At 61.0% G+C, this 24,208-nt stretch carries 20 protein-coding genes, 3 tRNA genes and 2 pseudogenes; 1 reads left to right on the top strand and 24 read right to left on the bottom strand.

The annotated features are described in order from the left end of the window. A pseudogene (locus BMZ10_RS26035) lies at positions 1 to 630 on the top strand (threonine ammonia-lyase, biosynthetic); the annotation flags it as partial. Positions 631 to 986: 356 nt separating this feature from the next. Here BMZ10_RS26035 and BMZ10_RS26040 read toward each other — a convergent pair. From BMZ10_RS26040 to tmk, 24 genes and pseudogenes are all read right to left on the bottom strand, one after another. Continuing rightward, complete coding sequence (locus tag BMZ10_RS26040) at positions 987 to 1,853, bottom strand: DUF2242 domain-containing protein (RefSeq protein ID WP_093469322.1); 867 nt, start codon at positions 1,851 to 1,853, stop codon at positions 987 to 989. A gap of 261 nt (positions 1,854 to 2,114) precedes the next feature. After that, on the bottom strand, positions 2,115 to 3,380 hold the full coding sequence (gene aroA, locus BMZ10_RS26045) for a 3-phosphoshikimate 1-carboxyvinyltransferase (protein ID WP_093469325.1): 1,266 nt from the start codon (positions 3,378 to 3,380) through the stop codon (positions 2,115 to 2,117). Positions 3,381 to 3,509: 129 nt separating this feature from the next. Continuing rightward, complete coding sequence (locus tag BMZ10_RS26050; protein WP_093469328.1) at positions 3,510 to 4,463, bottom strand: NAD-dependent epimerase/dehydratase family protein; 954 nt, start codon at positions 4,461 to 4,463, stop codon at positions 3,510 to 3,512. A 147-nt stretch (positions 4,464 to 4,610) separates the two neighbouring features. After that, positions 4,611 to 4,687, bottom strand: a tRNA-Asp gene (locus tag BMZ10_RS26055). 130 nt (positions 4,688 to 4,817) lie between these two features. Then, positions 4,818 to 4,894: transfer RNA gene (locus BMZ10_RS26060), tRNA-Asp, on the bottom strand. A gap of 65 nt (positions 4,895 to 4,959) precedes the next feature. Beyond that, positions 4,960 to 5,035 (bottom strand) — tRNA-Val (locus BMZ10_RS26065). 185 nt (positions 5,036 to 5,220) lie between these two features. Further along, entirely contained in the window at positions 5,221 to 6,000 is a 780-nt protein-coding gene (locus tag BMZ10_RS26070) for an SDR family oxidoreductase (RefSeq protein ID WP_093469330.1), read from the bottom strand. A 21-nt stretch (positions 6,001 to 6,021) separates the two neighbouring features. Then, positions 6,022 to 7,233, bottom strand: coding sequence for an O-succinylhomoserine sulfhydrylase (locus tag BMZ10_RS26075; protein WP_093469333.1), 1,212 nt, complete (start codon positions 7,231 to 7,233; stop codon positions 6,022 to 6,024). A 21-nt stretch (positions 7,234 to 7,254) separates the two neighbouring features. Further along, entirely contained in the window at positions 7,255 to 8,763 is a 1,509-nt protein-coding gene (gene purF / locus BMZ10_RS26080; RefSeq protein WP_093469336.1) for an amidophosphoribosyltransferase, read from the bottom strand. A 12-nt stretch (positions 8,764 to 8,775) separates the two neighbouring features. Continuing rightward, positions 8,776 to 9,363, bottom strand: coding sequence for a CvpA family protein (locus BMZ10_RS26085; protein WP_093469339.1), 588 nt, complete (start codon positions 9,361 to 9,363; stop codon positions 8,776 to 8,778). Between the two features lie 245 nt (positions 9,364 to 9,608). Then, on the bottom strand, positions 9,609 to 10,292 hold the full coding sequence (locus BMZ10_RS26090; RefSeq protein WP_093469344.1) for an SPOR domain-containing protein: 684 nt from the start codon (positions 10,290 to 10,292) through the stop codon (positions 9,609 to 9,611). Then, positions 10,276 to 11,582: pseudogene (gene folC / locus BMZ10_RS26095) on the bottom strand (bifunctional tetrahydrofolate synthase/dihydrofolate synthase). The gene BMZ10_RS26090 and the pseudogene folC overlap by 17 nt, the downstream one beginning before the upstream one ends. Then, positions 11,579 to 12,499, bottom strand: a complete 921-nt coding sequence (accD, locus tag BMZ10_RS26100; protein WP_093469348.1) for an acetyl-CoA carboxylase, carboxyltransferase subunit beta — start codon at positions 12,497 to 12,499, stop codon at positions 11,579 to 11,581. The pseudogene folC and the gene accD overlap by 4 nt, the downstream one beginning before the upstream one ends. Positions 12,500 to 12,784: 285 nt before the next feature. Continuing rightward, on the bottom strand, positions 12,785 to 13,405 hold the full coding sequence (locus BMZ10_RS26105; RefSeq protein WP_093469352.1) for a phosphoribosylanthranilate isomerase: 621 nt from the start codon (positions 13,403 to 13,405) through the stop codon (positions 12,785 to 12,787). Between the two features lie 59 nt (positions 13,406 to 13,464). Next, positions 13,465 to 14,289, bottom strand: a complete 825-nt coding sequence (gene truA, locus BMZ10_RS26110; protein ID WP_093469355.1) for a tRNA pseudouridine(38-40) synthase TruA — start codon at positions 14,287 to 14,289, stop codon at positions 13,465 to 13,467. Between the two features lie 191 nt (positions 14,290 to 14,480). Beyond that, the gene (locus tag BMZ10_RS26115) at positions 14,481 to 17,267 is read right to left on the bottom strand and encodes a motility hub landmark protein FimV (protein ID WP_093469358.1); all 2,787 of its coding nucleotides are present in this window, start codon (positions 17,265 to 17,267) and stop codon (positions 14,481 to 14,483) included. A gap of 116 nt (positions 17,268 to 17,383) precedes the next feature. Continuing rightward, positions 17,384 to 18,394 (bottom strand): aspartate-semialdehyde dehydrogenase, encoded by a 1,011-nt coding sequence (locus BMZ10_RS26120; RefSeq protein WP_093469361.1) that lies wholly within the window; start codon positions 18,392 to 18,394, stop codon positions 17,384 to 17,386. Between the two features lie 100 nt (positions 18,395 to 18,494). After that, positions 18,495 to 19,058 carry a DUF1285 domain-containing protein gene (locus tag BMZ10_RS26125; protein WP_093469364.1) on the bottom strand — a complete coding sequence of 188 codons (564 nt, stop codon included), beginning with the start codon at positions 19,056 to 19,058 and terminating at the stop codon, positions 18,495 to 18,497. 10 nt (positions 19,059 to 19,068) lie between these two features. Further along, a complete protein-coding gene (locus BMZ10_RS26130) occupies positions 19,069 to 19,674 on the bottom strand; it encodes a DUF4823 domain-containing protein (protein ID WP_093469367.1) in 606 nt (201 codons plus the stop codon). Between the two features lie 193 nt (positions 19,675 to 19,867). Then, positions 19,868 to 20,530: a TetR/AcrR family transcriptional regulator gene (locus BMZ10_RS26135; RefSeq protein WP_093469370.1), complete on the bottom strand. Its 663-nt coding sequence runs from the start codon at positions 20,528 to 20,530 to the stop codon at positions 19,868 to 19,870. 538 nt (positions 20,531 to 21,068) lie between these two features. After that, positions 21,069 to 21,860, bottom strand: a complete 792-nt coding sequence (locus tag BMZ10_RS26140) for a TatD family hydrolase (protein WP_093469373.1) — start codon at positions 21,858 to 21,860, stop codon at positions 21,069 to 21,071. A 15-nt stretch (positions 21,861 to 21,875) separates the two neighbouring features. Further along, positions 21,876 to 22,232: a PilZ domain-containing protein gene (locus tag BMZ10_RS26145; protein WP_037011754.1), complete on the bottom strand. Its 357-nt coding sequence runs from the start codon at positions 22,230 to 22,232 to the stop codon at positions 21,876 to 21,878. 42 nt (positions 22,233 to 22,274) lie between these two features. Then, positions 22,275 to 23,261, bottom strand: coding sequence for a DNA polymerase III subunit delta' (locus BMZ10_RS26150; RefSeq protein ID WP_093469376.1), 987 nt, complete (start codon positions 23,259 to 23,261; stop codon positions 22,275 to 22,277). Further along, positions 23,254 to 23,880 carry a dTMP kinase gene (gene tmk, locus BMZ10_RS26155; protein WP_256214605.1) on the bottom strand — a complete coding sequence of 209 codons (627 nt, stop codon included), beginning with the start codon at positions 23,878 to 23,880 and terminating at the stop codon, positions 23,254 to 23,256. The genes BMZ10_RS26150 and tmk overlap by 8 nt, the downstream gene beginning before the upstream one ends. Positions 23,881 to 24,208 lie beyond the last annotated feature (328 nt).

Consider the following 24,208-nt stretch of genomic DNA (forward strand, 5'->3'; position numbering starts at 1 on the left):
ACCGGGCAGACCTTCGTCGCCATCGACTCGGGCGCCAACGTCAATTTCGACCGTCTGCGCCATGTCGCCGAGCGCGCCGAACTGGGCGAAGGTCGCGAGGCGATCATTGCCGTGACCATTCCCGAGCAGCCGGGCAGTTTCAAGGCGTTCTGCGAGGCCGTCGGCAAGCGTCAGATCACCGAATTCAACTACCGCTACCACACCGACCGCGAGGCGCACATCTTCGTCGGCGTGCAGACCCACCCGGAAAACGACCCGCGCAAGGCGCTGATCGCCAGCCTCTCGGCGCAGGGCTTTCCGGTACTGGACCTGACCGACAACGAACTGGCCAAGCTGCACCTGCGGCACATGGTCGGCGGCCATTCGGAACGGGTCAGCGATGAAGTAGTGCTGCGCTTCGAATTCCCCGAGCGACCGGGCGCGCTGTTCAACTTCCTCAACAAACTGGGCGGCAAGTGGAACATCTCGATGTTCCACTACCGCAACCATGGCGCCGCCGACGGCCGCGTGGTGGCCGGGCTGGTCGTGCCGGAGGAAGAGCGCCATCTGGTGCCGCAAGCGCTGGCGGAAATCGGTTATCCGTATTGGGACGAGAGCAACAACCCGGCGTACAAACTGTTTCTCGGCTGAGTCGCCACTGCGGATCCCGGCGGGGGTGAGCCAACGGTCTCTAACGCCCCTTAGGTCTACGGCGAACACCCCGACGCCTTCCCGGCTAAAGCCGGTCCTACGAAAAGCTTGCGGCATCTGTAGGATCGGCTTCAGCCGGGAAGAGGCTGATACATCCGCTGGATACTCAGCGCCCGGAATTCAGTCTTCGCGAGCAAGCTCGCTCCTACAGGTCCTGTGGCCCGTTCCCGAAACCAGTCAGCGCCGCGTTACCCTTTTAGGAGCGCGCTGGTCTCTGAGCCGCATCCGGACGATCGGCTGCGCAGCAGTCGTAAAACCGGTTGATGCGTTGTGCCTGTCACACGCATACATCCAGATCATTGGGCTGGCGCTGCCTCGGGCGCAGGTTCGGCGGCGGGCGTCGCGTTGACTTCAGGCGATGGCGCGGGTGCTGGGGCTGGCTCCGCTGGCGTGGCAGTCTCAGCTTTCAGTGGCTCAGGCTCTGCCGGGGCAGGCATGGTCTCACTGCCCTGATCCGCTGCTGTGGCAGACGGCGTGGCAGGCGTACTCAACGCTGCCGGAACCGGCGCGGGGGCGGCTGCCGGCGCGGCTTCAACCGGTTTCTGCTCATTCAACGCCGCGGCCTTGGCGGGAGCAGGCTCCGGCATGCCCAAGTCGGTCTTGGGTTTTTCTTCAATGTGCGCAGCTTTCTTCACCTCCGGCGGCAGGAAATTTTCCACCAGCGCGAAGAAACGATCATAAAACTTGGAGGACGCCACCGTCTCACTGGCCACCTTGACCATCGAGTCGTCCGTCGAGCCGATCGGCATCGAGACAGAGCCCAGCACGCCGACACCCAGGCTCGCCGAGTTGTTGACCTTCTTCAGCGCATAACGGTCCTGCAGGGCGTTGGCGAACATCGTCGCCTTGGCGTCCGCGCCACCGTCGGCAGCACACACCACATTGAAGCTGATCTCCATGTGGGTTTCGCCGGTCTGCTGGAAGCTCTTGTGGCCGCTGATCATTTTCGGATCGCTGCTGGTGATGATGTATCCCTGGCTGAGCAACGCGCGCCGCCCTGCCTCGCACGTGGCAGCATCGGACACTGGATAGTTGCGTGAGAACGTACCGGCGTCGTCGAAGTTTTCATGCTCGTAGATAGCCTGCTTCTTTGACGAGCAGCCTGCGGCGGCCAGCAGGGTCAATGCCCAGCATGCGGTACGAAAGCTCAGTAATTTAGACATCGAACATCCCGGGAAAAAGGTCGACACAATAGTGGACCGAAGGAAACGCCGGTAAGTCTGCAACAAGGCTGGCACCGGATCAACGCACAGTTTGCAACCGTGTGGATACATCGAACTTTTCATCGGCGCGACTCGCCACGTGCACGCGACTGACGGGCGTTTCATGACTGTGGGCGTCTGACAACGCCGCAGCTCGGATATCGCCGGACGGAAGCGGGAATCGACTGACGGTCGTCAGCGACCCGCTCCCGCCCGATACGCTCAGACCTGGCCGTGTTCGAGCTTCACGCCCAGGAACTCCAGCGCACGCCAGTAGCCTGGATAGGTCTTGGCGACGCAATCCGGGTCCTGAATCCGAACCCCCGAGACCTTGAGCCCGGCCAGCGCGAAACACATGGCGATGCGATGGTCCGAATGGGTGTCGATCAGCGCATGGCTGCTGGTACCGGCCAGGCTCGGGTCGGACGCCACCAGCAAGTCGTCGCCCTCTACCGAGGCCAGCCCGGGACGCACTTGATTGAGCCCGTCATGCAGCGCCTGCACACGATCGCACTCTTTGACTCGCAGGTTGGCCAGATCGACAAAACGCACCGGCGTCTCATTGAAAGCCGCCAGCACCGCCAGCGTAGGAATCGCATCCTGCATCTGCGAGCCGTTGATCACCGCCGGCATCTTCGGGAATTGCGCGATCACATCCATCGCCTTGGCATCAGGCTGGGTAAACGCCTGGGCAGCGACGCCCAGATCGATATTGCCGGCGGTCAGGGCCTGCGCAGCCCACAGATAGGTGGCGGCAGAAGCATCCGGCTCTACATGATAATCGCAGGCGGTGTAACCGGTCGGCGATACACGCCACAGCGCCTCATCGACGACTTCAACCTCAGCACCGAAAGCGCGCATGCAGGCGATGGTCAGATCGATGTAACCGCGAGCGCCGATTTCCTTGCCGGTCAAAGCCACCTCGATCGGCGCATCGCCGCACGCGGCCACCATCAGCAGTGCGGAAACGTACTGGCTGGACAGACCGCCGTCGATTTCGAAACGGGTGGCCTTGATCGAACCGTTGCCGTGAATGACCACCGGCGGGCAGCCCGTCGCGCTTTCGGCATCCAGCCCGCCTTTGCGCAATGATTCGAGCAAAGGACCGATCGGGCGCTTCTGCATGTAATGGTCGCCGTCCAGCGTGACACTGCCGTTGACCGTGCAGACCGCCGCCGTGAGAAAACGCACCGCAGTGCCCGCATTGCCCAGAAATAGCGGACCTTCAGGCACCTCGAGGCGACCCGAACTGGTGACGACGAAGCTGGTGTCGTCCGGCTCGTCGATGACCACGCCCATCTGCCTCAGCGCGTTGGACATATGGCGAGTGTCGTCGCTTTTCAGCGCGCCACGCAGATGACTGGTGCCCTTGGCCAGGGCCGCCAGCAGCAACGCGCGGTTGGTGATCGACTTCGAACCCGGCGGTGAAACATGCCCCGTCAACGGTACACCCGGCGGGATCACAGTGATGGTTTGGTTCATGCCCATGGTCCAGCTCTCCAAATTCGAAATCAGGCAGTGCGCAGCGCTGCATTAAGCGAGCCGGCAATCATGTCATTTCTCGCCGCTCTGTGCAGCATCTCGTCGCCTTCCAGACAGCGGAACATCGGACAGGAGTCATCGATTGCCCTGCCGACCCAAGCGGTATTCCCTGCCGACCTGCATGAGGGCGCGCAGCGTATCGGTGTCAGGCTGATAGCCCAGAACCTGCCTCGCCCGCGAGCAGTCAACGGTCAGTGAACCGCACAGCTGGGTGTACAGATCGCCCTTGCCCGCAGCCTTGAGCATGACGGCCAGCAACGCGCCAGGCACCGGCAAGGCGAAGACGCGCTTGCCCATTCCCTGCGCCAGCGCGCCCAGCATCTGGTGAGTCGACACGTCACTGCCATCGCTGGCCAGAAACGTCTGGCCTGCTGCATCCGGATGCTGGCAGGCCAACGCAATCAAGGTCGCGAGATTGTCGACGGAAATGATGCTGCGTGCGTTGCGAACCAGCGCGAAGGGACTGGGAATGCCTTTCTCGACCACTTTCAGCAGCGTCCTGAAATTGCCCGGCGCGTTGGCCCCGTACACAAGTGGAGGACGTATTATCACCCACTCCATGGTTGCGCCGTCGAGCAACTGGCGCAGACCGATTTCAGCCTCCAGCTTGGAGCGCGCGTAGTCGGCGACCGGATGAGGCGTTGAAGTTTCGGAGAAGCGCTGAGTCCCGGACTCGTTGCCGTTGACGCCAATCGAGCTGATGAAGACAAAGCGCCGGACGCCGGCCGACAGCGCTTCTCGGGCCAGCTGCAGCGTCGCGTCGCAGTTCACCGCCTGATACAGATCAGCCGAGTCGCCCTGTTTATCGAGCACATGCGCTCTGCCAGCCAGGTGAACCACGCAGTCAATGCCGTTGAGCATCCCGCTGATGGCCTGCGGATCTGTGAAGTCGGTCGCGATGTATTTCACGCCGACCACCGAACCCTTGCCGCTGCGGCAGATGCCCGTGACGTCCTGAGATTGATCCATCAGCAGCTGACAGAGTCGGGTGCCGATGAATCCGCTGGCGCCTGTTACAAGTATCCGCATGATCGAGACTCGCTGTCCTTAAGTTGTCCGAATGATAAGCGCAGAAACCCTCACAGCGCCGATGGCTTTCTGTCAGGCACAAAAAAAGCGACGCTAAGGTCGCTTTTTTTGTCGCTTCAAGGAGTTCAAGGGCCTTGAGGCTATGTATGGCGCAGCGGACGGGACTCGAACCCGCGACCCCCGGCGTGACAGGCCGGTATTCTAACCGACTGAACTACCGCTGCGTGTCGCACAGACTTTCATCTGCTTAACTCTTTTGAAACGGGTTGAAACCTGTTTCGTATGACTCTGATCGATCGCCTTGGCGTTCAATCTCAAACCCGGCTCTGAAAACAAAACCCGATCTGTAAAATATGGCGCAGCGGACGGGACTCGAACCCGCGACCCCCGGCGTGACAGGCCGGTATTCTAACCGACTGAACTACCGCTGCGCAGTGTGGACTTATCGTCCTGCTGAATCTCAGTAACCTTCAGCGTGTCTTGCAACTCTCAACGATGGTGGGTGATGACGGGATCGAACCGCCGACCCTCTGCTTGTAAGGCAGATGCTCTCCCGGCTGAGCTAATCACCCTTTGCTTCGCTGAGGCCGCGAAATTTACGCAGGTGCCGAACCTAAGTCAATAGCCTGCTTGAAGTTTTTTTCAAAAAAGCGGTTTTCGCTGACTGGCATGAAAAGCCAGGCAAGGAACGAAAAAGCGAGCCCGAAGGCTCGCTCTTGATTCACTCGCAGCGCGCGGCGGAAAGTTGCCGCCGCGCTCAATCCACATAAATCATCTTCTTGCTCATGCCGCCATCGACCACGAATTCCTGCCCCGTGACAAACCCGGCATTCTTCGACAACAGCCATGCCACCGCGGCGGCAACATCTTCCACAGTCCCTACCCTGCCGGCAGGATGCTGCGCGTGATCGGCGTCGGACAATGGCTCGGCGCGCCGCACAGACGGGTCGCGGGCATCGATCCAGCCGGGGCTGACGGCATTGACCCGAACCTCTGGGCCCAGGCTCATGGCCAACGCGTGCGTCAGAGCCAGTAACCCGCCCTTGCTTGCCGCGTAAGCCTCGCTGTCAGGCTCGGATTGACGCGCGCGGGTCGAGCTCAGATTGACGATGCTTCCGCCGTGCGCCCGCAGATAAGGGGCGCAATGCTTGGCGAGCAGCATCGGCCCGCTCAGATTGACCGCCAGCACGCGGTTCCAGTGCGACAGATCAAGACTCTCGAGGACCGTGTTATGAGGATCGGCCACCGCCGCGTTGCACACCAGTGCATCCAGACGCCCGAACATGCCGAGCACTTCGGCGACGCCATCCACCACTTGTGGTTCGCTGGAGACGTCCATAGCAATGAACGAAGCATTCTCGCCCAGCACATCCGCCACGGCCGCGCCGCGCTGACGGTCCACATCGGTCAGCACGACCTGCCAGCCTTCAGTGACCAGCCAGGCAGCGATTGCCAGGCCGATCCCCCGAGCGGCGCCGGTCACCAACGCGACCCGACCGTTATGCACGCCGGTCGCGCCCACCGTCCACTCATTCACAGGCGGCACTCACTGCGCGACTCACAGCGCAGCCAGGCCGCGCGCGAGGTCCACCTTGAGGTCGGCGACGTCTTCCAGACCGACCGCCACGCGGATCAGGCTGTCGCGAATACCGGCGGCCTCACGCTCCTGCGGCGACAGGCGGCCGTGAGAGGTGGTGCTCGGGTGGGTGATGGTGGTCTTGGTATCGCCCAGGTTCGCGGTGATCGAGATCAGGCGTGTAGCGTCGATGAAACGCCACGCGCCGTCCTTGCCGCCCTTGACCTCGAAACTCACCACGGCACCGAACGCCTTCTGCTGGCGCTTGGCGAGTTCGTGCTGCGGGTGACTCTCCAGACCGGCGTAGTGAACGCGCTCCACACCGTCCTGCTGCTCCAGCCACTGCGCCAGCTCCAGCGCGCTCTGGCAATGGGCGCGCATGCGGATGTTCAGCGTTTCCAGGCCTTTGAGGAACAGCCACGCATTGAACGGGCTCAGGCTTGGGCCGGCGGTACGCAGAAAACCGACCACTTCCTTCATGTGCTCGCTGCGCCCGACAACCACGCCACCCATGGCGCGTCCCTGACCGTCGATGAACTTGGTCGCCGAATGTACGACCACGTCGGCACCCATGCGCAGCGGCTGTTGCAACGCAGGCGTACAGAAGCAGTTATCGACGACCAGCAGTGCGCCCTTCGCGTGGGCGATCTCCGCCAGCGCGGCGATATCGACCAGTTCAGCCAGCGGGTTGGACGGTGATTCGACGAAGAGCAACCGGGTATTGGGCTTGATGGCCGCGTCCCAGCCCGACAACTCAGCCAGCGGGACGTAATCGACCTGCACGCCGAAACGTTTGAAGTACTTCTCGAACAGGCTGATGGTGGAGCCGAACACACTTTTGGAGACCAGCACGTGGTCACCTGCGCTGCACAGGCTCATCACGGTCGCCAGAATGGCGGACATGCCCGTGGACGTTGCTACGGCCTGCTCTGCACCTTCCAGCGCGGCGATGCGCTCTTCGAACGAATGCACCGTCGGGTTGGTGTAACGCGAGTAGACGTTGCCCGGCTTGTCTCCGGCGAACGTCGCGGCCGCGTCGGCTGCAGTGCGGAACACGTAGCTGGACGTGAAAAACAATGGATCGCTGTGTTCGCTCTCCGGCGTACGGTGCTGTCCAGCACGCACGGCGAGGGTGTCGAAACCCACGCCGTCGAGATCGCTGTCCAGTCGACCGGCATCCCATTCCTGAGTCATGCCGCCTGCTCCTTGTCTGGATTAGTTGTTGTACAGATCGATGATCGCGCTGACCGCCTGAGTCTTGGCCTTGGAGGCGTCGTTACGCGCCTGCTCGATCCGGTTCAGGTAGTGCTCGTCGATGTCACCGGTCACGTACTTGCCGTCGAAAACCGAGCAGTCGAAATTATCGATCTTGATTTTCTTGCTGCCACTGACCGCTTCGATCAGGTCGTTCAGATCCTGATAAACCAGCCAGTCGGCACCGATGAGGTCGGCCACGTCCTGGGTGGAACGGTTATGAGCGATCAGCTCGTGAGCACTCGGCATGTCGATGCCGTAGACGTTGGGGAAGCGCACGGCCGGGGCCGCGGAACAGAAATACACGTTCTTGGCACCGGCTTCGCGGGCCATCTGAATGATCTGCTTGCAGGTGGTGCCGCGCACAATGGAGTCATCGACCAGCATGACGTTCTTGCCGCGGAACTCGAGCTCGATGGCGTTGAGCTTCTGGCGTACGGATTTTTTCCGCGCTGCCTGTCCCGGCATGATGAAGGTGCGGCCGATGTAGCGGTTCTTGACGAAGCCTTCGCGGAACTTGACGCCCAGGTGGTTGGCCAGTTCCAGCGCCGCCGTGCGGCTGGTGTCAGGAATCGGGATGACCACGTCGATGTCGTGATCAGGACGCTCGCGCAGAATCTTGTCGGCCAGTTTCTCGCCCATGCGCAGGCGCGCCTTGTAGACCGAGATACCGTCGATGATCGAATCCGGACGCGCGAGGTACACGTGTTCGAAAATGCATGGCGCGTACTTGGGGCTGGTCGCGCACTGACGCGTGTGCAGTTTGCCGTCTTCAGTGATGTACACCGCTTCGCCCGGCGCCAGGTCACGGATCAGGGTAAAGCCGAGCACGTCCAGCGCGACGCTTTCGGAAGCGATCATGTACTCGACGCCTTCGTCGGTGTGACGCTGGCCGAACACGATCGGACGAATCGCGTCCGGGTCGCGGAAACCGACGATCCCGTAGCCGGTGATCATCGCGACGACTGCGTACCCGCCACGGCAGCGGTTATGCACGTCGGTGACCGCGGCGAAGATGTCTTCTTCGGTCGGCTGCAGCTTGCCGCGCACGGCCAGTTCATGGGCGAAAACGTTGAGCAGGACTTCCGAGTCGGAGTTGGTGTTGACGTGGCGCAGGTCTGATTCGTAAATCTCCTTGGCCAGTTGCTCGACGTTGGTCAGGTTGCCGTTATGCGCCAGCGTGATGCCATAGGGCGAGTTGACGTAGAACGGCTGGGCTTCGGCCGAAGTCGAGCTGCCCGCTGTTGGATAACGTACGTGACCGATGCCCATGTGCCCGACCAGACGCTGCATATGGCGTTGGTGGAACACGTCACGGACCAGACCGTTGTCCTTGCGCAGGAACAACCGGCCGTCATGGCTGGTCACGATACCGGCAGCGTCCTGGCCGCGGTGCTGGAGGACGGTGAGCGCGTCATACAGCGCCTGATTGACGTTCGACTTGCCGACGATACCGACGATGCCACACATGCGACACAACCCCTACTTAGTGGAACTGGATTTACCGAGCACTTCCTGCGGCGTTGTAGGCGGCAGGAGGTGATCCTTGAACGGAATATCAACAGGTACGCTGATTCCGCTGGCTAGCCACTTGCTGGACATCCCGAGAATCAGGTTTTTCGACCAGTCAGCGACCATGACAAATTGAGGGAGGAGCCGCGACTCCTGCCACCATTGATCCTGTTGTACCGGGCCCAGGCTCAACAGCCCTACCGCTACGACCACCAGCAAGCCTCCGCGCGCAGCGCCGAAGACCATGCCCAGAAAACGATCGGTCCCGGAAAGGCCGGTGACGCGAATCAGTTCCCCGATAAGAAAGTTGACCATGGCGCCGACCAACAGCGTGGCGACGAAAAGAATGGTGCAGCCCGCAATCACGCGTGCCGAAGGTGTTTCGATGTAGTTGACCAGATACTGGGCCAGCGAACCGCCAAACATCCAGGCGACGACACCTGCAATGATCCAGGTCAGCAAGGACAGTGCTTCTTTGACGAAGCCGCGCTTGAGACTGATCAGAGCGGAGATGGCGACAATTGCAATGATCGCCCAGTCAACCGGAGTAAATGACACGTTGCAGCCTACAGACTGATAAGGCGGCGCATTTTAGCAGAGCGCTCGCCCGGCGGTAAGCAGGGAATGCGGATGGATGCCAATTAAGGCGAACTATTGGACTTTGCCGGACGTCGATGCTCGCCAGACTGTGCAGATAAAGGCGCCTGGACCGACCCCTTCCCGGCTCAGGCCGGTCCTGCGAAGACAGTGCATGCCTGTAGGACCGGCGTCAGCCAGGAAGCGTCCTTCCAGCGGAGCGAGTCTTACTTACGCTCCGGCTGGAAACGCACAACGATGCCCTTGATCTTCTGCTGCTTTTCCAGGGTGTCGCGCAGGCGATCCGCTTCGGCACGTTCGATGACCGGGCCGACGAACACTCGATTAACCCCATCGGAGGTGCGGATGTACGCGTTGTAGCCTTGGGTGCGCAACGTTTTTTGCAGGTTATCGGCGTTCGCCCGATTGGACAGACTCGCCAATTGCACGGCCCACGTGACCGACAGGCCATTGGTGTCGACGCGAGCCGGATCGGCGACCGGAGCGACAGGCGCAGGCGCCGGGGTTGCAGGCTTGGCGGGTGTCTGAGCCGGCGCCTGCGCCGGAGCTGACGCGACCTTTGCCGGTGGCGCGGACGCTGTCGGCCTGGAAGGCGCCGGTGCGATAGGCATCGAGGGCGGTTGCTGGGTGGCAGGTGCCTGGCTCGGCTGCGACAACTCTTCATCGGTCGGCACCGGTTCCTGCGGCAGCGGCTGCTGCTCCGGCACGTTCACCGGCTCGACCTTGATCTGAGATGCGGCCGGCGCCTGCGGAGCGGCAGGCGCATCCACCTGCACATGGCGCGCTTCATCCTGACGGGAAAACAGCATCGGCAGGAAGATCACCGCGATGGCGATGAGCACCAGCGCGCCCACCATGCGCTGCTTGTACGCCTTATCCAGCAAAGCCATGTGTCACTTCCTCCGTGAGGCGCCCGCAAGCCATTCCAGGGCCTCGGCCACGCAGTAAAAAGACCCGAACAGAACGATTTCGTCGTCGGCAGTCGCCTGATTGCATTGCGCTTCGAGCGCCAGCGCGACACTGGCGTAGGACGTCACGTGCGCGCCAAGGTTCTGCAGCGCCTGGGCAATCTCTTGCGCAGGACGACTGCGCGGGGTCGGCAGGGGCGCAACTGCCCAGCTGCTGAAGCGATCAGCCAGTTCCGCCAGCACGCCGTCCAGATCCTTGTCGTTGAGCAGACCGAACACTGCGAGGCGCCTGCCCGACACGGGACGCTGATCGAGGCGCTGGGCCAGGAACGTGGCCGCATGAGGGTTGTGTCCCACGTCCAGCAGCACCTGCAACGGTTTGCCTTGCCACTGGAACGATCGACGATCCAGCCGTCCTGTGACACGTGTGCCGAGCAATGCTGTGCGGATCGACGAGGTCTGCCACTCCAGCCCCGATAGCAGGTAGGCCTGCAGGGCCAGCGCCGCGTTCTGCATCGGCAGATCGAGCAACGGCAAGTCACGCAGTTCGACTCTCGCCCCATTGAGGTCAGTGCCGAACCAATCCCATGCAGCCGGGCCGATGGTCAGATCGAAGTCGCGGCCGCGCAGCGAAAGCGGGCAACTCAGGGCATCGGCCTGATCCAGCAGCGGCTTCGGTGGATCGAGATCACCACACAGCGCGGGACGCCCTTCGCGGAAAATCCCTGCTTTCTCGAACGCCACAGACTCGCGGGTATTGCCCAGCCATTCGGCATGGTCGACACCGATACTGGTGACCAGGGCCATGTCCGCATCGATCAGGTTGACCGCATCCAGGCGCCCTCCCAGACCGACTTCCAGCACCACTGCGTCAAGACCGGCTTGTTCGAACAGCCAGAACGCCGCCAGCGTGCCCATTTCGAAATAGGTCAGCGAAATTTCGCCACGGGCCTTTTCGATGACCTCGAACGCCGCACAGAGCTGCTCGTCGGTGGCCTCGACGCCCTGCATTTGCACCCGCTCGTTGTAGCGCAGCAGGTGGGGTGAACTGTACACGCCGACTTTCAGGCCCTGCGCCCCAAGCAGCGCGGCAAGAAACGCGCATGTCGAGCCCTTGCCGTTGGTGCCAGTGACCGTGATCACGCGCGGCGCTGGGCGAGTCAGCCCAGCCTGCAGCGCCACCTGTCGCGAGCGCTCCAACCCCATGTCGATGGCGGATGGATGCAGCTGCTCCAGGTAGCTCAGCCAGTTGGCCAGGGAGCGTGCGGTCATACGTTCGCCGGAGCGGGCGGAACCACGATCGGCTCAAGTTTCGGCGCTACGAATTTAGGGGTCGGCAAGCCCATCATCTGAGCCAGCAGGTTGCCCAGACGCTGACGCAGCTCCTGGCGGTGAATGATCATGTCGATCGCACCGTGATCCAGCAGGAATTCACTGCGCTGGAAGCCTTCAGGGAGTTTTTCGCGCACGGTCTGCTCGATGACGCGAGGACCGGCAAAGCCGATCAGCGCCTTTGGCTCGGCCACGATCACGTCGCCCAGCATCGCCAAGCTGGCGGAAACGCCACCGTAGACCGGATCGGTCAGGACGGAGATGAAAGGCAGACCCTCTTCACGCAGACGCGCCAGCACAGCCGAGGTCTTGGCCATCTGCATCAGGGAAATCAGCGCTTCCTGCATGCGCGCACCACCGGAGGCGGCGAAGCAGATCATCGGGCAGCGGTTTTCCAGCGCGTAGTTGGCCGCCTGGACGAAGCGCTCGCCAACGATCGCGCCCATGGATCCGCCCATGAACGAAAATTCGAATGCGCTGCACACCACCGGCATGCCCAGCAGCGTACCGCTCATGGAAATCAGCGCGTCCTTCTCGCCGGTCTGCTTCTGCGCGGCAGTCAGGCGATCCTTGTATTTTTTGCTGTCGCGGAATTTCAGGCGATCGACAGGCTCAAGGTCAGCGCCGATTTCTTCGCGACCTTCGGTGTCCAGGAAGATGTTCAGGCGCGCACGCGCGTCGATGCGCATGTGGTGGTTGCACTTGGGACAGACATCCAGTGTTTTTTCCAGCTCGGGGCGATACAGCACCGCCTCACAGGAAGGGCACTTGTGCCAGAGACCTTCGGGTACCGAGCTTTTCTTGACCTCGGAACGCATGATCGAAGGGATCAGTTTGTCTACCAACCAGTTGCTCATGCTTTCTTTCTCCAGTACCGGTGGCTTTGAACGCGACGGCGGTCTGTGCCGTGCGCACGCCCTAACTTAATTCATCTGCGGTGTCGCGAAATGTCGTACAACGATCGGCGCCTGGCCTGACCTGCTGAACCGACAGCCCGTCGCTCACCACCCTCAACTTCCTGCGCAAGACGCAGCACGTCTCGCTTACTCAATTCGGCCAGCCCCAAATCCGGGTGGGCAGGCTAGTGGACGGCGACCGCCCGTCCGTCGTCACATCGGCAGCCGCAGCGGCCGGAAATTCGTTCAGGCGCCGTGGACCGCACTCATGAAAGCGCGAATCTTGTCGTGGTCCTTCAGGCCCCTGGATTTTTCCACGCCGCCGCTGACATCCACGGCGTAGGGGCGAACCTGGGCAATCGCCTGGGAGACATTGGCTGACGTCAGCCCGCCCGCCAAAATGATCGGCTTGCTCAGATGTTTTGGAATTAGTGCCCAATCGAAAGTTTCGCCGGTGCCGCCGGGGATGCCCGCAACATAGGTATCCAGCAGAATGCCGCACGCCTTTTGATAGAGCGCGCAGCTGGCCGCGATGTCATCTCCGGCCTGAACGCGTAGCGCCTTGATGTAAGGGCGTTGATAACCCTCGCATTGCTCAGGGGTTTCGTCCCCATGAAACTGGATAAGGTCCAACGGCACGACATCGAGCAGCGCCTTCAGCGCTTCGCGCTCGGCGTTGACGAACAGGCCGACGGTGCTCACGAACGGTGGCAAGGCGGCGATGATCGCCTGCGCCTGTTCTATCGTCACGGCCCGGGGACTCTTGGGGTAAAACACGAATCCGATGGCATCGGCTCCCGCTTCGACCGCGGCCAACGCATCTTCTATGCGGGTAATCCCGCAGATCTTGCTGCGTACGGCTGACATGTGGTGAGAACCTCAAGCCTTTGGAAAGTCACGAATGGTAGCAAATGCAGCCCGGGACGTCAGCCGTCCAGTTCCGTGAAGCCTGTCAGAAAGTGCGGGCCGATATAGCGCTCCGGTAACGGAAACTCATCGCGGTACTCGACCTGCACCAGATACAGCCCGAATGGATGGGCCGTTACACCGCCCGTACGCCGAATGCGGCTCTGCAGTACCTCGCTGACCCACTCCACCGGGCGCTCACCGGCACCAATGGTCATCAAGACCCCGGCGATGTTACGTACCATGTGATGAAGGAAGGCATTGGCGCGGATGTCGATGACGATCATCTTGCCGTGCCGGGTGACGCGCAGATGGTGAATCTGTTTGATCGGCGACTTCGCCTGGCATTGTCCGGCACGAAATGCGCTGAAATCGTGAGTGCCGACCAGATACTCGGCAGCCAGCGCCATTCGCTCGACATTCAGCGGGCGATGATTCCAGGTGATTTCCTGGCCCAGATGAGCCGGACGGATCTGATCGTTATAAATCACATAGCGATAACGCCGGGCGATTGCCTTGAACCGCGCGTGAAAGTGCGCGGGCATGACTTTGGCCCAAGTGACACTGATGTCATGGGGCAGATTGATATTGGCTCCCATGGTCCAGGCTTTCATGGTGCGCTCGGCCTGAGTATCGAAATGCACCACCTGACCGCACGCATGCACGCCGGCATCGGTACGCCCGGCGCACATCAGCGACACGGGCGAATCAGCCACTCTGGACAGCGCGTTCTCCAGCGTCTCCTGCACGGTCAGCACGCCGGTGGACTGACGCTGCCAGCCACTGTAGCGCGAGCCTTTGTATTCCACGCCCAGTGCGATCCTGGAAAAACATTCGGCGGCCATTTCGGCTGCCGCTGTCTCTGCCTCGGTGTCTGTAGTTGCCAAGTGCTTAAAGCCTGTCGATATGCGCAAGGGCGGCCATTATACGGATGGCAGAAAAAGACGCCATCGGCACCTGACAGCACGACAGACCACAAGGCCCACAAACGAAAACGACCGCCGAAGCGGTCGTTTCATAGCAGTGCCCGCGCCTGTCAGACCAGCCGCGACAACATCTCCCGCGCTTCGGTCTTCTGGCCGTCATCCCCTTCAGCGACCACTTCATCGAGAATATCCCGGGCGCCGTCGGCATCGCCCATCTCGATGTAGGCACGCGCCAGATCCAGTTTGGTGGCTGCCTCGTCCGTGCCGGAAAGGAAATCGAACTCAGGCTCGTCGTCCGCCAGCAATGCGTCGTCTTCGGTAAAGCCCGGCGTTGCATCGTCAGGCCTGGTGGTAGAAGGTTGCTCCAGGCTTTGCGACAAGCGTTCAAGCTCGGCGTTGACATCATCGATCTCGGACGCAAAGGCATTGGAAGCCTGCTCGGTTTCCATCTCGTCGGCAAGGGACAGGTCGAAATCAGCCGGCAGATCGATATCGTCTTCCACGGACGGCTTGTTCGCGCCCAGATCGGCGCGCTCTTCGAACGCCGGAAGATCGCGCAGCTCATCTTCCATGCCGAGCAGATAATCATCTTCGGCCTTCAGACCCGGCTGATCCTCGGCCAGATCCAGGTCGAAATCCGCCAGATCAGTGGGCTCGCTGGCTGACGCTTCGGTCTGCTCGCGCAAGATCGCGTCGAAATCCAGATCATCGGCGGCCGAACCTCCGAATGGCGCGTCGAGGTCCAGATCATCGAGGCGGGAATCGCCAGCGGGTGTCGAGCGATCAGGCACCTGCGCAGGAGACGCAGCCTCCAGATCGTCCAGACTGAGATCGAAGGCAGTATCGAAATCATCCGGCGCCGGCGCCTGCGCAACCGGTTCGACCACCGGAGGCACTTGCGGCGCTGCCGGCGGCTCGTCGTTGAGCAGATCCTCGACGTATTTCGCATCCATCTCCGCCGCCAAAGCCGCGGCAGCCGCCACTCCCGCAGCCGCAGCAGCAGCGGCCGCCATGGCTGGATAACGGGACTTGAGCTGCTCGACTTCAGCGTGGTTCTTTCCCGTGGCGATCAATTGCCGCTCCTGCGCGACAAAATCCGCCTGATTACCTTGCTGAGCGTAGATTTCCATCAGCTTCAAGCGCAGATCGCTGCGCTGCGGCTCTTCCCTGACGGCCTCTTCCAACAACGCCGCCGCCTGGTTGATGCGACCATAGGCAATGTGGATTTCAGCCTGAACGAGTGCGTCAGCCGGATGTTCGCGGACCGGCTCGCTGACGGCGGTCGGCGCCGGCGCCATCTTTACATTGGGCGGAGGAACCTCCAGACCCTCAAAGCTGCTTTCCGGTAAATCCATGTCGGAGGCGAAGTCCGATTCCTCGGACAGCGCCCGTGCCATCTGGCGGTGCTTCTCGGCTTCGATCAGCGCATTGCGACGGCGCGCCAGCAGCAGTAACAGCAACAACAGAACCAGCAGCGCGCCGCCACCGATCAACCCCATCAACATCGGGCTGGCGAGGATCTTGTCCAGCGTGCTGCGGTTGTCCTCAGTGGCAGCAGGATCCGGCGCGACCGCCAGAGGCTGATCCGGCGTTGCGCTGGTGACCTTGGCGCCATCGACCGGCAGCGCGTCTTCCGGAGCAATTTCATTCGGCGGCTTGCCGGCTGCATCAGGCCCTGCGCTGTTCGGCACGATCTGGGCAGGCATTGCAGGATTGGCGGCATTGTTCGGGTTGGTGACGCTGTTCGGACTGACAGTGCCGCCGGCGTCGGCAGCTGGCGCAGGCACGCCAGCACCGGCCGCCTGCATCTTCGCCAGCTGGTCGTTTTTCAGCTCGATCAGGCGCTGCAGCTTATCGACCTGACTCTGCAGATCGCTCATGCGGCTTTTCAGCTCGGCATTGTCGCGGCGCGTACTGTCCAGGCTTTCCTGGGTAACCGCCAACTGATTACTGAGCTCCGCGTTATCGCCGACAGCCCCATTGGCGCCGCGCTTCGCGTTGGCCGAGACCAGGCTGAGGTTATCCTTGGCATCGATCTGCGACGGTGCAGCACCCGTGCGATTGCGACGCGTGGCATCGACCTGACGAGCGCCGCTCGGCAAACGGCGACCCTCACGCCATGCGCGGTTCTGCTCGGCGACCTCGGCCACGGCACGGGGCTGAGGCAGCGCGGTCGCTTCCTGCGGCGACGGCAGACGCAGCACCTGACCTTTCTTCAGACGGTTGATGTTGCCGGCAATAAAAGCGTCAGGGTTGAGCGCCTGAATCGCCAGCATGGTCTGCTGGACCGTACCACCATTACGCACGCGCTCGGCAATTTCCCAAAGCGTGTCGTTGTTGGCAGTCGTGTATTGAGTGAATTTCGGCTCAGCGGCCGGGGCTGGGGCCGCTGGGGCCGGCGCCGGAGCCGGGGTTTGCGCTTCAGGCGCCTGAGCCGGTGCGGTGCTCGGCGCAGTGGAAGGCAACTGCGCGGCGGCTGCGGCGGTTTGCGGCGAAAACTTCGGCGGATCCAGCAACAAGCTGTACTCGCGCAGCGCCCGGCCGTTGGGCCAGAGCACCTGAACGAGAAACTTCACGTAGGGATCGCGGATGGGCTTGCTCGAGGTAATGCGCAAAACACTCTTGCCGCCCGGATTGACCACCGGTGTGAATGTCAGGTCGTCCAGGACCGCCGTACGGCCGACGCCTGCCTGAGCGAACTCTGCGGAGCTGGCCAGGCTCGGCACGACCTGCGAAGCGTTGAGATCCTGCACTTCCGTGAGTTCGATTTCAGCAAGCAACGGTTGATTCAGGGTCGACTTGACGGTCAAACCACCGAGACCGAGCGCCTGCGCCATTCCGGATGACAGCGCTGAAGCCGCAGCGATTGCTAAAACCAGTTTACGAACCTGAACCATAGCCCATCCCTTGTTTAAAATTTCCCCGGCAACCGAGAAGATAAAGCCTGCTAGGGCATCGAGCGTGTCAACACGCCGCAGCTAGAATGATTCTTTGAATTGTTGGCAAGTATCTTTTACGCAACATCTTTTATCAACAATTCAGCGACCTGCACAGCGTTCAGAGCAGCGCCTTTACGAACATTATCTGACGTCGCCCAGAAATTAAGTTCACAGACGTCGTCGATGCCGTGACGCAAACGTCCTACATAGACAGCGTCCTGTCCTACAGCATCGCCAACCGGCGTCGGGTAATCGCCCGCTTCTACCAGCTCGATGCCGTCAGCGGACTCCAGCGCTGCATTGACTGCCGCCAGATCAAACGCTTCAGCGGTCTGCACCGAAACGCTCAGGCTGTCGCCAAAAAAGACCGGGACCTGGATGCAGCTCACGCCGACCTTGATTAAAGGCAGCGAGAGCAGCTCGCGCAACTCGCTGACCAAACGTTTTTCCAGCGGCACATGGCCGTCGGCATCCGGCACGCCTACCTGGGCCAGCAGGTTGAACGCCATCTGCCGGTCGAAAATCCGCGGTTCGAGGGGGCGCACGTTCAGCAGTTCGGCGGTCTGCCGCGCCAGCTCGGTGACACCTTCGCGCCCCTGACTGGACACTGCCAGGCAAGCGGTGACGCTGACTCGCTCGATCTTCAGCAGGTCGCGCAGCGGCGAAAGCACCAATGCCAACGCTGCGGCGCTCGGACTGGGGCAGGCAACCTGAAGGGGTCTTGCCAAGGTGGCGAGCAAGGCGCCGTTGACTTCAGGCACCACATTGGGGGCCTGATCCACGGGCAAGCCGCCCGACAGGTCGATGACCGCGCAACCGGCGGCCGCAGCGCGCGCGGCATAGCTGCGCGTGACTGCCGGGCCTGCGGCAAAGAATGCGATGTTGACTTTACCGAACTCAAACGCGTCGACCTCGCGCACGCGAACATTCTTGCCGCGATACGGCACCGAGCTACCGGCCGACTCTGCACTGGCCAGCAGATACAATTCGCCAATCGGAAAGTCACGTTCTTCGAGGATCTGGACGATGGTTTCGCCGACAGTACCGGTTGCGCCGATCACGGCGATATCAAAGGACTGGCTCATGGAAAAACCTCAGAAAAATCGGGGGGGCGGCACTTTAACCGCGTGGCGCACGCCAGGCAATTGAGCCATGAAACGGGTCGGCATCGCGGCAGCGCGCAGTTCAGGGCTCAAGACCGATGCGAAAGAACTCGCCAGCACTCCAGACGCCCAGCCAGCGCTGCCCCTCGATCTGGCGCACGACGGCCAGATCGACCAATTGATAAAAGACGTTGCGATGAATCAACGCCTCGAGGTTGGCGCGCACATGCACATAAGGGGCGGGCTCTTGCGTGTGGGGATCCACGATGACACGCATCGGATGCTCAGGACCGAGTTCGATCATGTCCTCGACGTTGGTGGTGAAGCTCAAGACCTGAGACTCGCCCTCGCCCTGCACGTCCAGCAAGACTGCCACGAACGGCGCGTCGTCGACGGTGATGCCCACCTTTTCGACCGGCGTGATCAGGAAGTAGTCATCACCGTCGCGGCGGATAATGGTCGAGAACAGTCGCACCATCGGCTTCCGACCGATGGGCGTTCCCAGATAGAACCAGGTGCCGTCACGGGCGATACGCATGTCGATATCGCCGCAGAAATCAGGATTCCACAGGTGAACGGGCGGCAGACCCTTGCCGGTCTTGGGGATTTGCGCCAATAGATCGTTGGCTTTGCCCGGACCACTCATACGTCTCTCCTCAGCGGGCTTCGACGCCCAAGAGACTGCGAGCGTAAGCCTGCATCGGTGGTCCTAGCAAATCTTCAGGCTTGGTGTCACGCAAGGTCAGCAGACCACCACGGTTGTGAATGCGCGCCGAATCGATCAAGTAGCGGGTGTTGGTTTCGATCAGCATCAGTTGAATCACACCACTGTCAACGCCCAGACGGTCCACGACTTCCTGATCCGACCACTCATCAAAGGTGCCGATGCGATCGTCAGCCTTGGCGAAACGGGTGTAGAGCAGATAATGCGCGCCGGCGGCCCTGGCTTCATTCATCGCGTCATCCAGCCCTTCCGGTGCCCGGGCGCGACGAACCATGGGAAAATATTCGACGAAACCGTTGAAGGCCTCTTCGGCCACCACATTGGGACGAGGATACGCCCCGCCTGGCGGTGCAAAAGCGCCTTGCGCGATATAGATGTAGGAATCAGGTTGCAGACGGAAGTTGTTCAGACGACGAGTCGAGCTGTGATCCAGCAGACCTGCATCACTGAGCTCATCGTGAGCGCCCTGTGCCAGATCGCTGACGTGCATGCAGCCACTCAACGCCAGAAACGCCAGCAAAAGAACCAGGCTACGCATTATTTCCTCCAAAGTCCGGCGACGGAAAACCGGCGAATGGCTGTGTAATGCAGCTTTTGCGCCAGCTCGGGAAGTGAGCAGCCGTTGGTTGCAGATTTGACGTGAAGCGGCCACCCGCGAGCCCAAAGCCCTGATGGCGTTTCATCGAATCCGTAGACTCGCCACCGATGCTCAGCGGCGAATTCACCGGCGATCAGTTGCTGGAGATTTCCGGCTTGATGTCGTGGCCGGGCTCGACGTCGCGCTTGCGCTTGTTACCCATGCGCACGCCGATGTCCATCAGGAACTGGAAGAACCCTTCCTGATCTTCCAGAACATTGCTCCAGAACGGCGAGTGATACAGCGCAACGGCGCCATGCACCAGCGCCCAGGCGGCGCAGTAATGGAAATACGGCGGAACGTCTTCGAGCTTGCCTTCAGAGATGCGGCCCTTGATCAGCAAGGTCAGGTGCTCGAAATTCGACGCGCGGATCTTGTGCAACTGCTCGACCATCTCGGGCACTTGGTTGCCCTTGACCACCTTCTCTTCCAGACGGTCGAACAGACGGTAGCGCTGCGGATCTCGCATGCGGAACTCGAAATAAGCGCGGGACAGCGCTTCTTTGTCCTTATCGACGTCAGCAGAATGCAGCAGCTCGTTCAGATCGCGCTCGTAGTCGAGCATCAGGCGCAGATAAATCTCCGCCTTCGATTTGAAATGTTTGTAGATAGTGCCTTTGCCGATACCGACGGCATCCGCAATCATCTCGACGGTGACGCTGTCTTCACCCTGTTCAAGAAACAGCTTTAATGCGGTATCGAGAATTTCCTGCTCACGGCGCCGAAATTCACGGACCTTACGAGGTTCTTTCTGCATAGGAAGAGGCTGCGGGTTCAAAATCGAAGCCGCACATTATGCCTAACTTGCAGCAAATTGCACGGATCATCCGACCATATCGACGCTTCCTGACAACTTGGCGCACCTCGTGATCAGGGAGTCCGAACACTTATGCATCAATCGAGTCCCGGCTTTTGTCGCTTTTGCCGTAGACCGATGTCAGAGTTCATGAGGCGTAAATCAACCGTTCCCGGGAACCGGCTCCGACCCTTCCACGTTCGTGAATGATCCCTGCACGATTGCGCCGAGTTGGATGCAATTGCGGGAAGAAATCTCGACCGCCATGCATTGAGCTATCAACAGCAGGTCAGGTATTCCAAAACTGTTTAAAAAACGTACAGCGGGCGCTGGACGACGGCGAATTCTGACCAATACTTAGATTCGTCGATGCGGCATCTCCCCCAAGTGCCAGCATCGGTAAAGACACCAATGGATAGCGTGTCTTTGTTTTACTCCTAATGGTCTTAACCCGGATTCACCCCCCAGAACCCGGGTTTTTTTTGCCTGCGATTTACCGTCAGGCCGCTGCTTTCACTCTTGCCAGCGGGAACAGGCGCTTGAAGTTGGCGCTGGTCTGTTCGGCGAAGCGCTCGTAACTTTCACCTCGCAGCATCGCCAGAAACTCTGCCACCTCGCGCACGTACTCAGGCAGGTTGGGTTTACCACGATAGGGAATGGGCGCCAGATAGGGCGAATCGGTCTCCACCAACAAGCGGTCGGCGGGCACTTTGCTGGCGACGTCACGCAAGGCATCGGCATTGCGGAAGGTCACGATGCCCGAGAGCGAAATGTAGAAGCCCAGGTCCAGGGCCGCCTTGGCCATGTCCCAGTCTTCAGTGAAGCAATGCAGCACGCCACCTTGCGGCAGAGCGGCCTCGCGCAAAAGCTCCAGGGTATCGGCGCGGGCGCCGCGGGTGTGCACGATCACGGGCTTGCCGGTGACGTTCGCCGCCTGCAGATGCAGACGAAACGACGCCTGCTGCAACTCTGCGGCCTCAGGTTCGTAGTGGTAATCCAGACCGGTTTCGCCGATGGCCACCACGCGGGGATGATTGAGTTCGCCAAGCAACCACTCAAGTGCCGGCGCTTCGCCCGGCTTCAGGTCCAGCGGGTGAATGCCGACCGAGCAGTCGACATCGTCGTAGCGATCGGCCAGCGCTTTCACAGCGCCCGCATTGTCGGCGCTGACGCCGATACACAGAAAATGACCTACGCCCCGCGCCCGCGCGGCCGCGAGGGCGTTATCGAGGGAGCCGTCGTGGGCGCTGAGATCGAGTCGATCGAGGTGGCAATGGGAATCTACAAGCATGGCGACAGGGGCAACTTACATCGTGTGGGTCGGACGGTCGGATTTGAGGGCTCCGGCCAGGTAGTTTTCAATCATGTTGCGGGCCGTGTTGTCGCCGTCGTTGAACTGCACACCAACGCCGGCAGCCCGGTTACCCTGCGCGCCCTTGGGCGTGATCCAGGTGACTTTGCCCGCGACCGGAATCTTCTCCGGCTCATCCATCAGATTGAGCAGCATGAACACCTCGTCACCGAGCTTGTAACTCTTGCTGGTGGGGATGAAGAGGCCGCCATTCTTGATGAACGGCATATAGGCGGCATACAGGACAGACTTGTCCTTGATGGTCAGGGACAGAATACCGTTACGTGGACCTGGACTCAGTGGCACGCTCATCTCGATTCCTCGGGTAGTACTGATATCAGGCAGATGGCCAGTCTAACCCTGTCCGGTAAGACCTGCCCACTGCACCAATAACGCTTCGAGCAATAAAACCCGGTTCAGGTTCGCCTTGGACAGCACTTTCTGGCGCTGCAGGAGTATCCAGTCCTGGATCGCCAGCACGCCGCCCTGTGGCGATTTCTGCGCCAGGTACTGCAGCACTTTCCGCATGTCGGACAGCCCGAGCCCGTCTTCATCCTGCGTCAATTGGTAGCGCAGGATCAGGTTCGACCAGTCGCAGAACCAGTCGAACAACAGCAGCAAGGGTACATCCTTCCAGCCTTCGGCCAACTGCGTCGGCGACTGTTGCCCCTTGAGCAGCTTTTTCACACCATCGACCACCAGCGCCCGCTGCTCGCGTACACCTTGGGCCTGCAGGCTGACAGCCGCCAATGGTGAACCGGCGGCCAGCGTCAGCAGCTCGCGTCGCTCCTCATCGGTACACTCCGGCAAAGCCTCGGCCAGCCAGGCGACACTCATTGCCTCACCCGGCAGTGGACACGCCTGCTGCACACAACGGCTTTTGATGGTCGGCAGCAATCGGCTCGGCTGATGACTGACGAGCAACAGAACGGTATCACCCGAGGGCTCTTCCAGACTCTTCAGCAATGCGTTGGCGGCGTTGATGTTCATCGATTCGACGGGCTCGATGAGCACCACCTTGCGCCCGCCCATTTGCGAGGTCTGCACCACGAAACTGACCAGATCGCGAACCTGATCGACCTTGATCGCCTTGTCCGCTTCTTCCGGCTCCAGCACGTAATTATCTGGATGACTGCCTGCTGCCAGCAGCGAGCAGGATTTGCAGTGACCGCACGCCTCAAGCCCCTGCGGCTGCTGGCAGAGCAGCAGGTACATGAGCCGTTCGGCGAGGGCACGTTTGCCAATGCCCGCCGGGCCATGCAGCAGATAGGCATGGGCATGCCGGGGTCGGCCAGCCAGTTGCTGCCACAGGCTTTGTTGCCACGGATAGGCCTCAGCCATTGCGACGGACCGCCAGCAGGTCGAGCAGATCCGGCACCAGCGCGTCGAGCGACACCTGCACCTGCGCCAGCGGCTGCGCGGCATCCACCAGACGATAACGCTCGGGCGCTGCCGCGGCGCGGTTCAGATAGGTATTGCGTACGGCTTCGAAGAAGGCCCGACCTTCCTGCTCGAACCGATCCAGCCGACCACGGGCAGCCGCTCGCGAAAGGCCGATCTCGACCGGCAGGTCGAACACCAGGGTCAGATCGGGACGCAGGCCACCCTGCACGAAATCTTCCAGCGCCGAAATGCGCTGCACGGAAAGACCGCGCCCCCCACCCTGATAGGCGTAAGTAGCATCTGTAAAGCGGTCACACAGCACCACCGCGCCGCGCGCCAGTGCCGGGCGGATCACGCCTGCCAAGTGCTGGGCACGGGCAGCGAACACCAGCAACAGCTCGGTGTCGGCGTGCATGGTTTCATCGCTCGGCGCAAGAAGCAGCTCGCGGATACGTTCGGCCAGCGGCGTGCCGCCAGGCTCGCGGGTGAGCACCACGTCAACGCCCTGGCTGCGCAGGCGTTCGGCAAGATACTCGCGGTTGGTGCTTTTACCGGTGCCTAATATTTTCCTTGGCAACGACGTAAACCAACCGTCAGCACCGAGTAAAACCGCTAAAAATTTCATTGAACCGATGATTTTCAATGAGTTAAATAATCCTGAAAGTAGTGAAATAGGCCCAAGGGAGGCATCGTTGTCAACCAAGGCCTCGAAGGGCCAGTAAGCACCCCAAAAGGTAAACCAAATCGTCTTTTTGGAGCCACCCGAAGTCAAATCCGGGATCCTACCTCCCGCAAAAATGTAAACCAAACGGGCTAAGTCCGTGATTGTATAGCGTCTTTTTCGCGCTGTCTGGATGGATTAAGTGCGGCAGCGGAGCACTCCCTTGAGGTGAAGCCACGCATTC

Source organism: Pseudomonas sp. NFR16 (genome assembly GCF_900108875.1).
Classification (GTDB): domain Bacteria; phylum Pseudomonadota; class Gammaproteobacteria; order Pseudomonadales; family Pseudomonadaceae; genus Aquipseudomonas.

What these genes read in the sequence shown, in the direction of transcription:
- BMZ10_RS26115 (WP_093469358.1), bottom strand. Translation starts at nt 17,267, where the DNA reads ATGGTTCAGGTTCGTAAACTGGTTTTAGCAATCGCTGCGGCTTCAGCG.
- BMZ10_RS26125 (WP_093469364.1), bottom strand. Translation starts at nt 19,058, where the DNA reads ATGAGTGGTCCGGGCAAAGCCAACGATCTATTGGCGCAAATCCCCAAG.
- BMZ10_RS26075 (WP_093469333.1), bottom strand. Translation starts at nt 7,233, where the DNA reads ATGACTCAGGAATGGGATGCCGGTCGACTGGACAGCGATCTCGACGGC.
- accD (WP_093469348.1), bottom strand. Translation starts at nt 12,499, where the DNA reads ATGAGCAACTGGTTGGTAGACAAACTGATCCCTTCGATCATGCGTTCC.
- BMZ10_RS26140 (WP_093469373.1), bottom strand. Translation starts at nt 21,860, where the DNA reads ATGCTTGTAGATTCCCATTGCCACCTCGATCGACTCGATCTCAGCGCC.
- BMZ10_RS26120 (WP_093469361.1), bottom strand. Translation starts at nt 18,394, where the DNA reads ATGAGCCAGTCCTTTGATATCGCCGTGATCGGCGCAACCGGTACTGTC.
- purF (WP_093469336.1), bottom strand. Translation starts at nt 8,763, where the DNA reads ATGTGTGGCATCGTCGGTATCGTCGGCAAGTCGAACGTCAATCAGGCG.
- BMZ10_RS26150 (WP_093469376.1), bottom strand. Translation starts at nt 23,261, where the DNA reads ATGGCTGAGGCCTATCCGTGGCAACAAAGCCTGTGGCAGCAACTGGCT.
- truA (WP_093469355.1), bottom strand. Translation starts at nt 14,289, where the DNA reads ATGGCCGCCGAATGTTTTTCCAGGATCGCACTGGGCGTGGAATACAAA.
- aroA (WP_093469325.1), bottom strand. Translation starts at nt 3,380, where the DNA reads ATGGGCATGAACCAAACCATCACTGTGATCCCGCCGGGTGTACCGTTG.
- BMZ10_RS26050 (WP_093469328.1), bottom strand. Translation starts at nt 4,463, where the DNA reads ATGCGGATACTTGTAACAGGCGCCAGCGGATTCATCGGCACCCGACTC.
- BMZ10_RS26135 (WP_093469370.1), bottom strand. Translation starts at nt 20,530, where the DNA reads ATGCAGAAAGAACCTCGTAAGGTCCGTGAATTTCGGCGCCGTGAGCAG.
- BMZ10_RS26040 (WP_093469322.1), bottom strand. Translation starts at nt 1,853, where the DNA reads ATGTCTAAATTACTGAGCTTTCGTACCGCATGCTGGGCATTGACCCTG.
- BMZ10_RS26105 (WP_093469352.1), bottom strand. Translation starts at nt 13,405, where the DNA reads ATGTCAGCCGTACGCAGCAAGATCTGCGGGATTACCCGCATAGAAGAT.
- BMZ10_RS26130 (WP_093469367.1), bottom strand. Translation starts at nt 19,674, where the DNA reads ATGCGTAGCCTGGTTCTTTTGCTGGCGTTTCTGGCGTTGAGTGGCTGC.
- BMZ10_RS26090 (WP_093469344.1), bottom strand. Translation starts at nt 10,292, where the DNA reads ATGGCTTTGCTGGATAAGGCGTACAAGCAGCGCATGGTGGGCGCGCTG.
- BMZ10_RS26145 (WP_037011754.1), bottom strand. Translation starts at nt 22,232, where the DNA reads ATGAGCGTGCCACTGAGTCCAGGTCCACGTAACGGTATTCTGTCCCTG.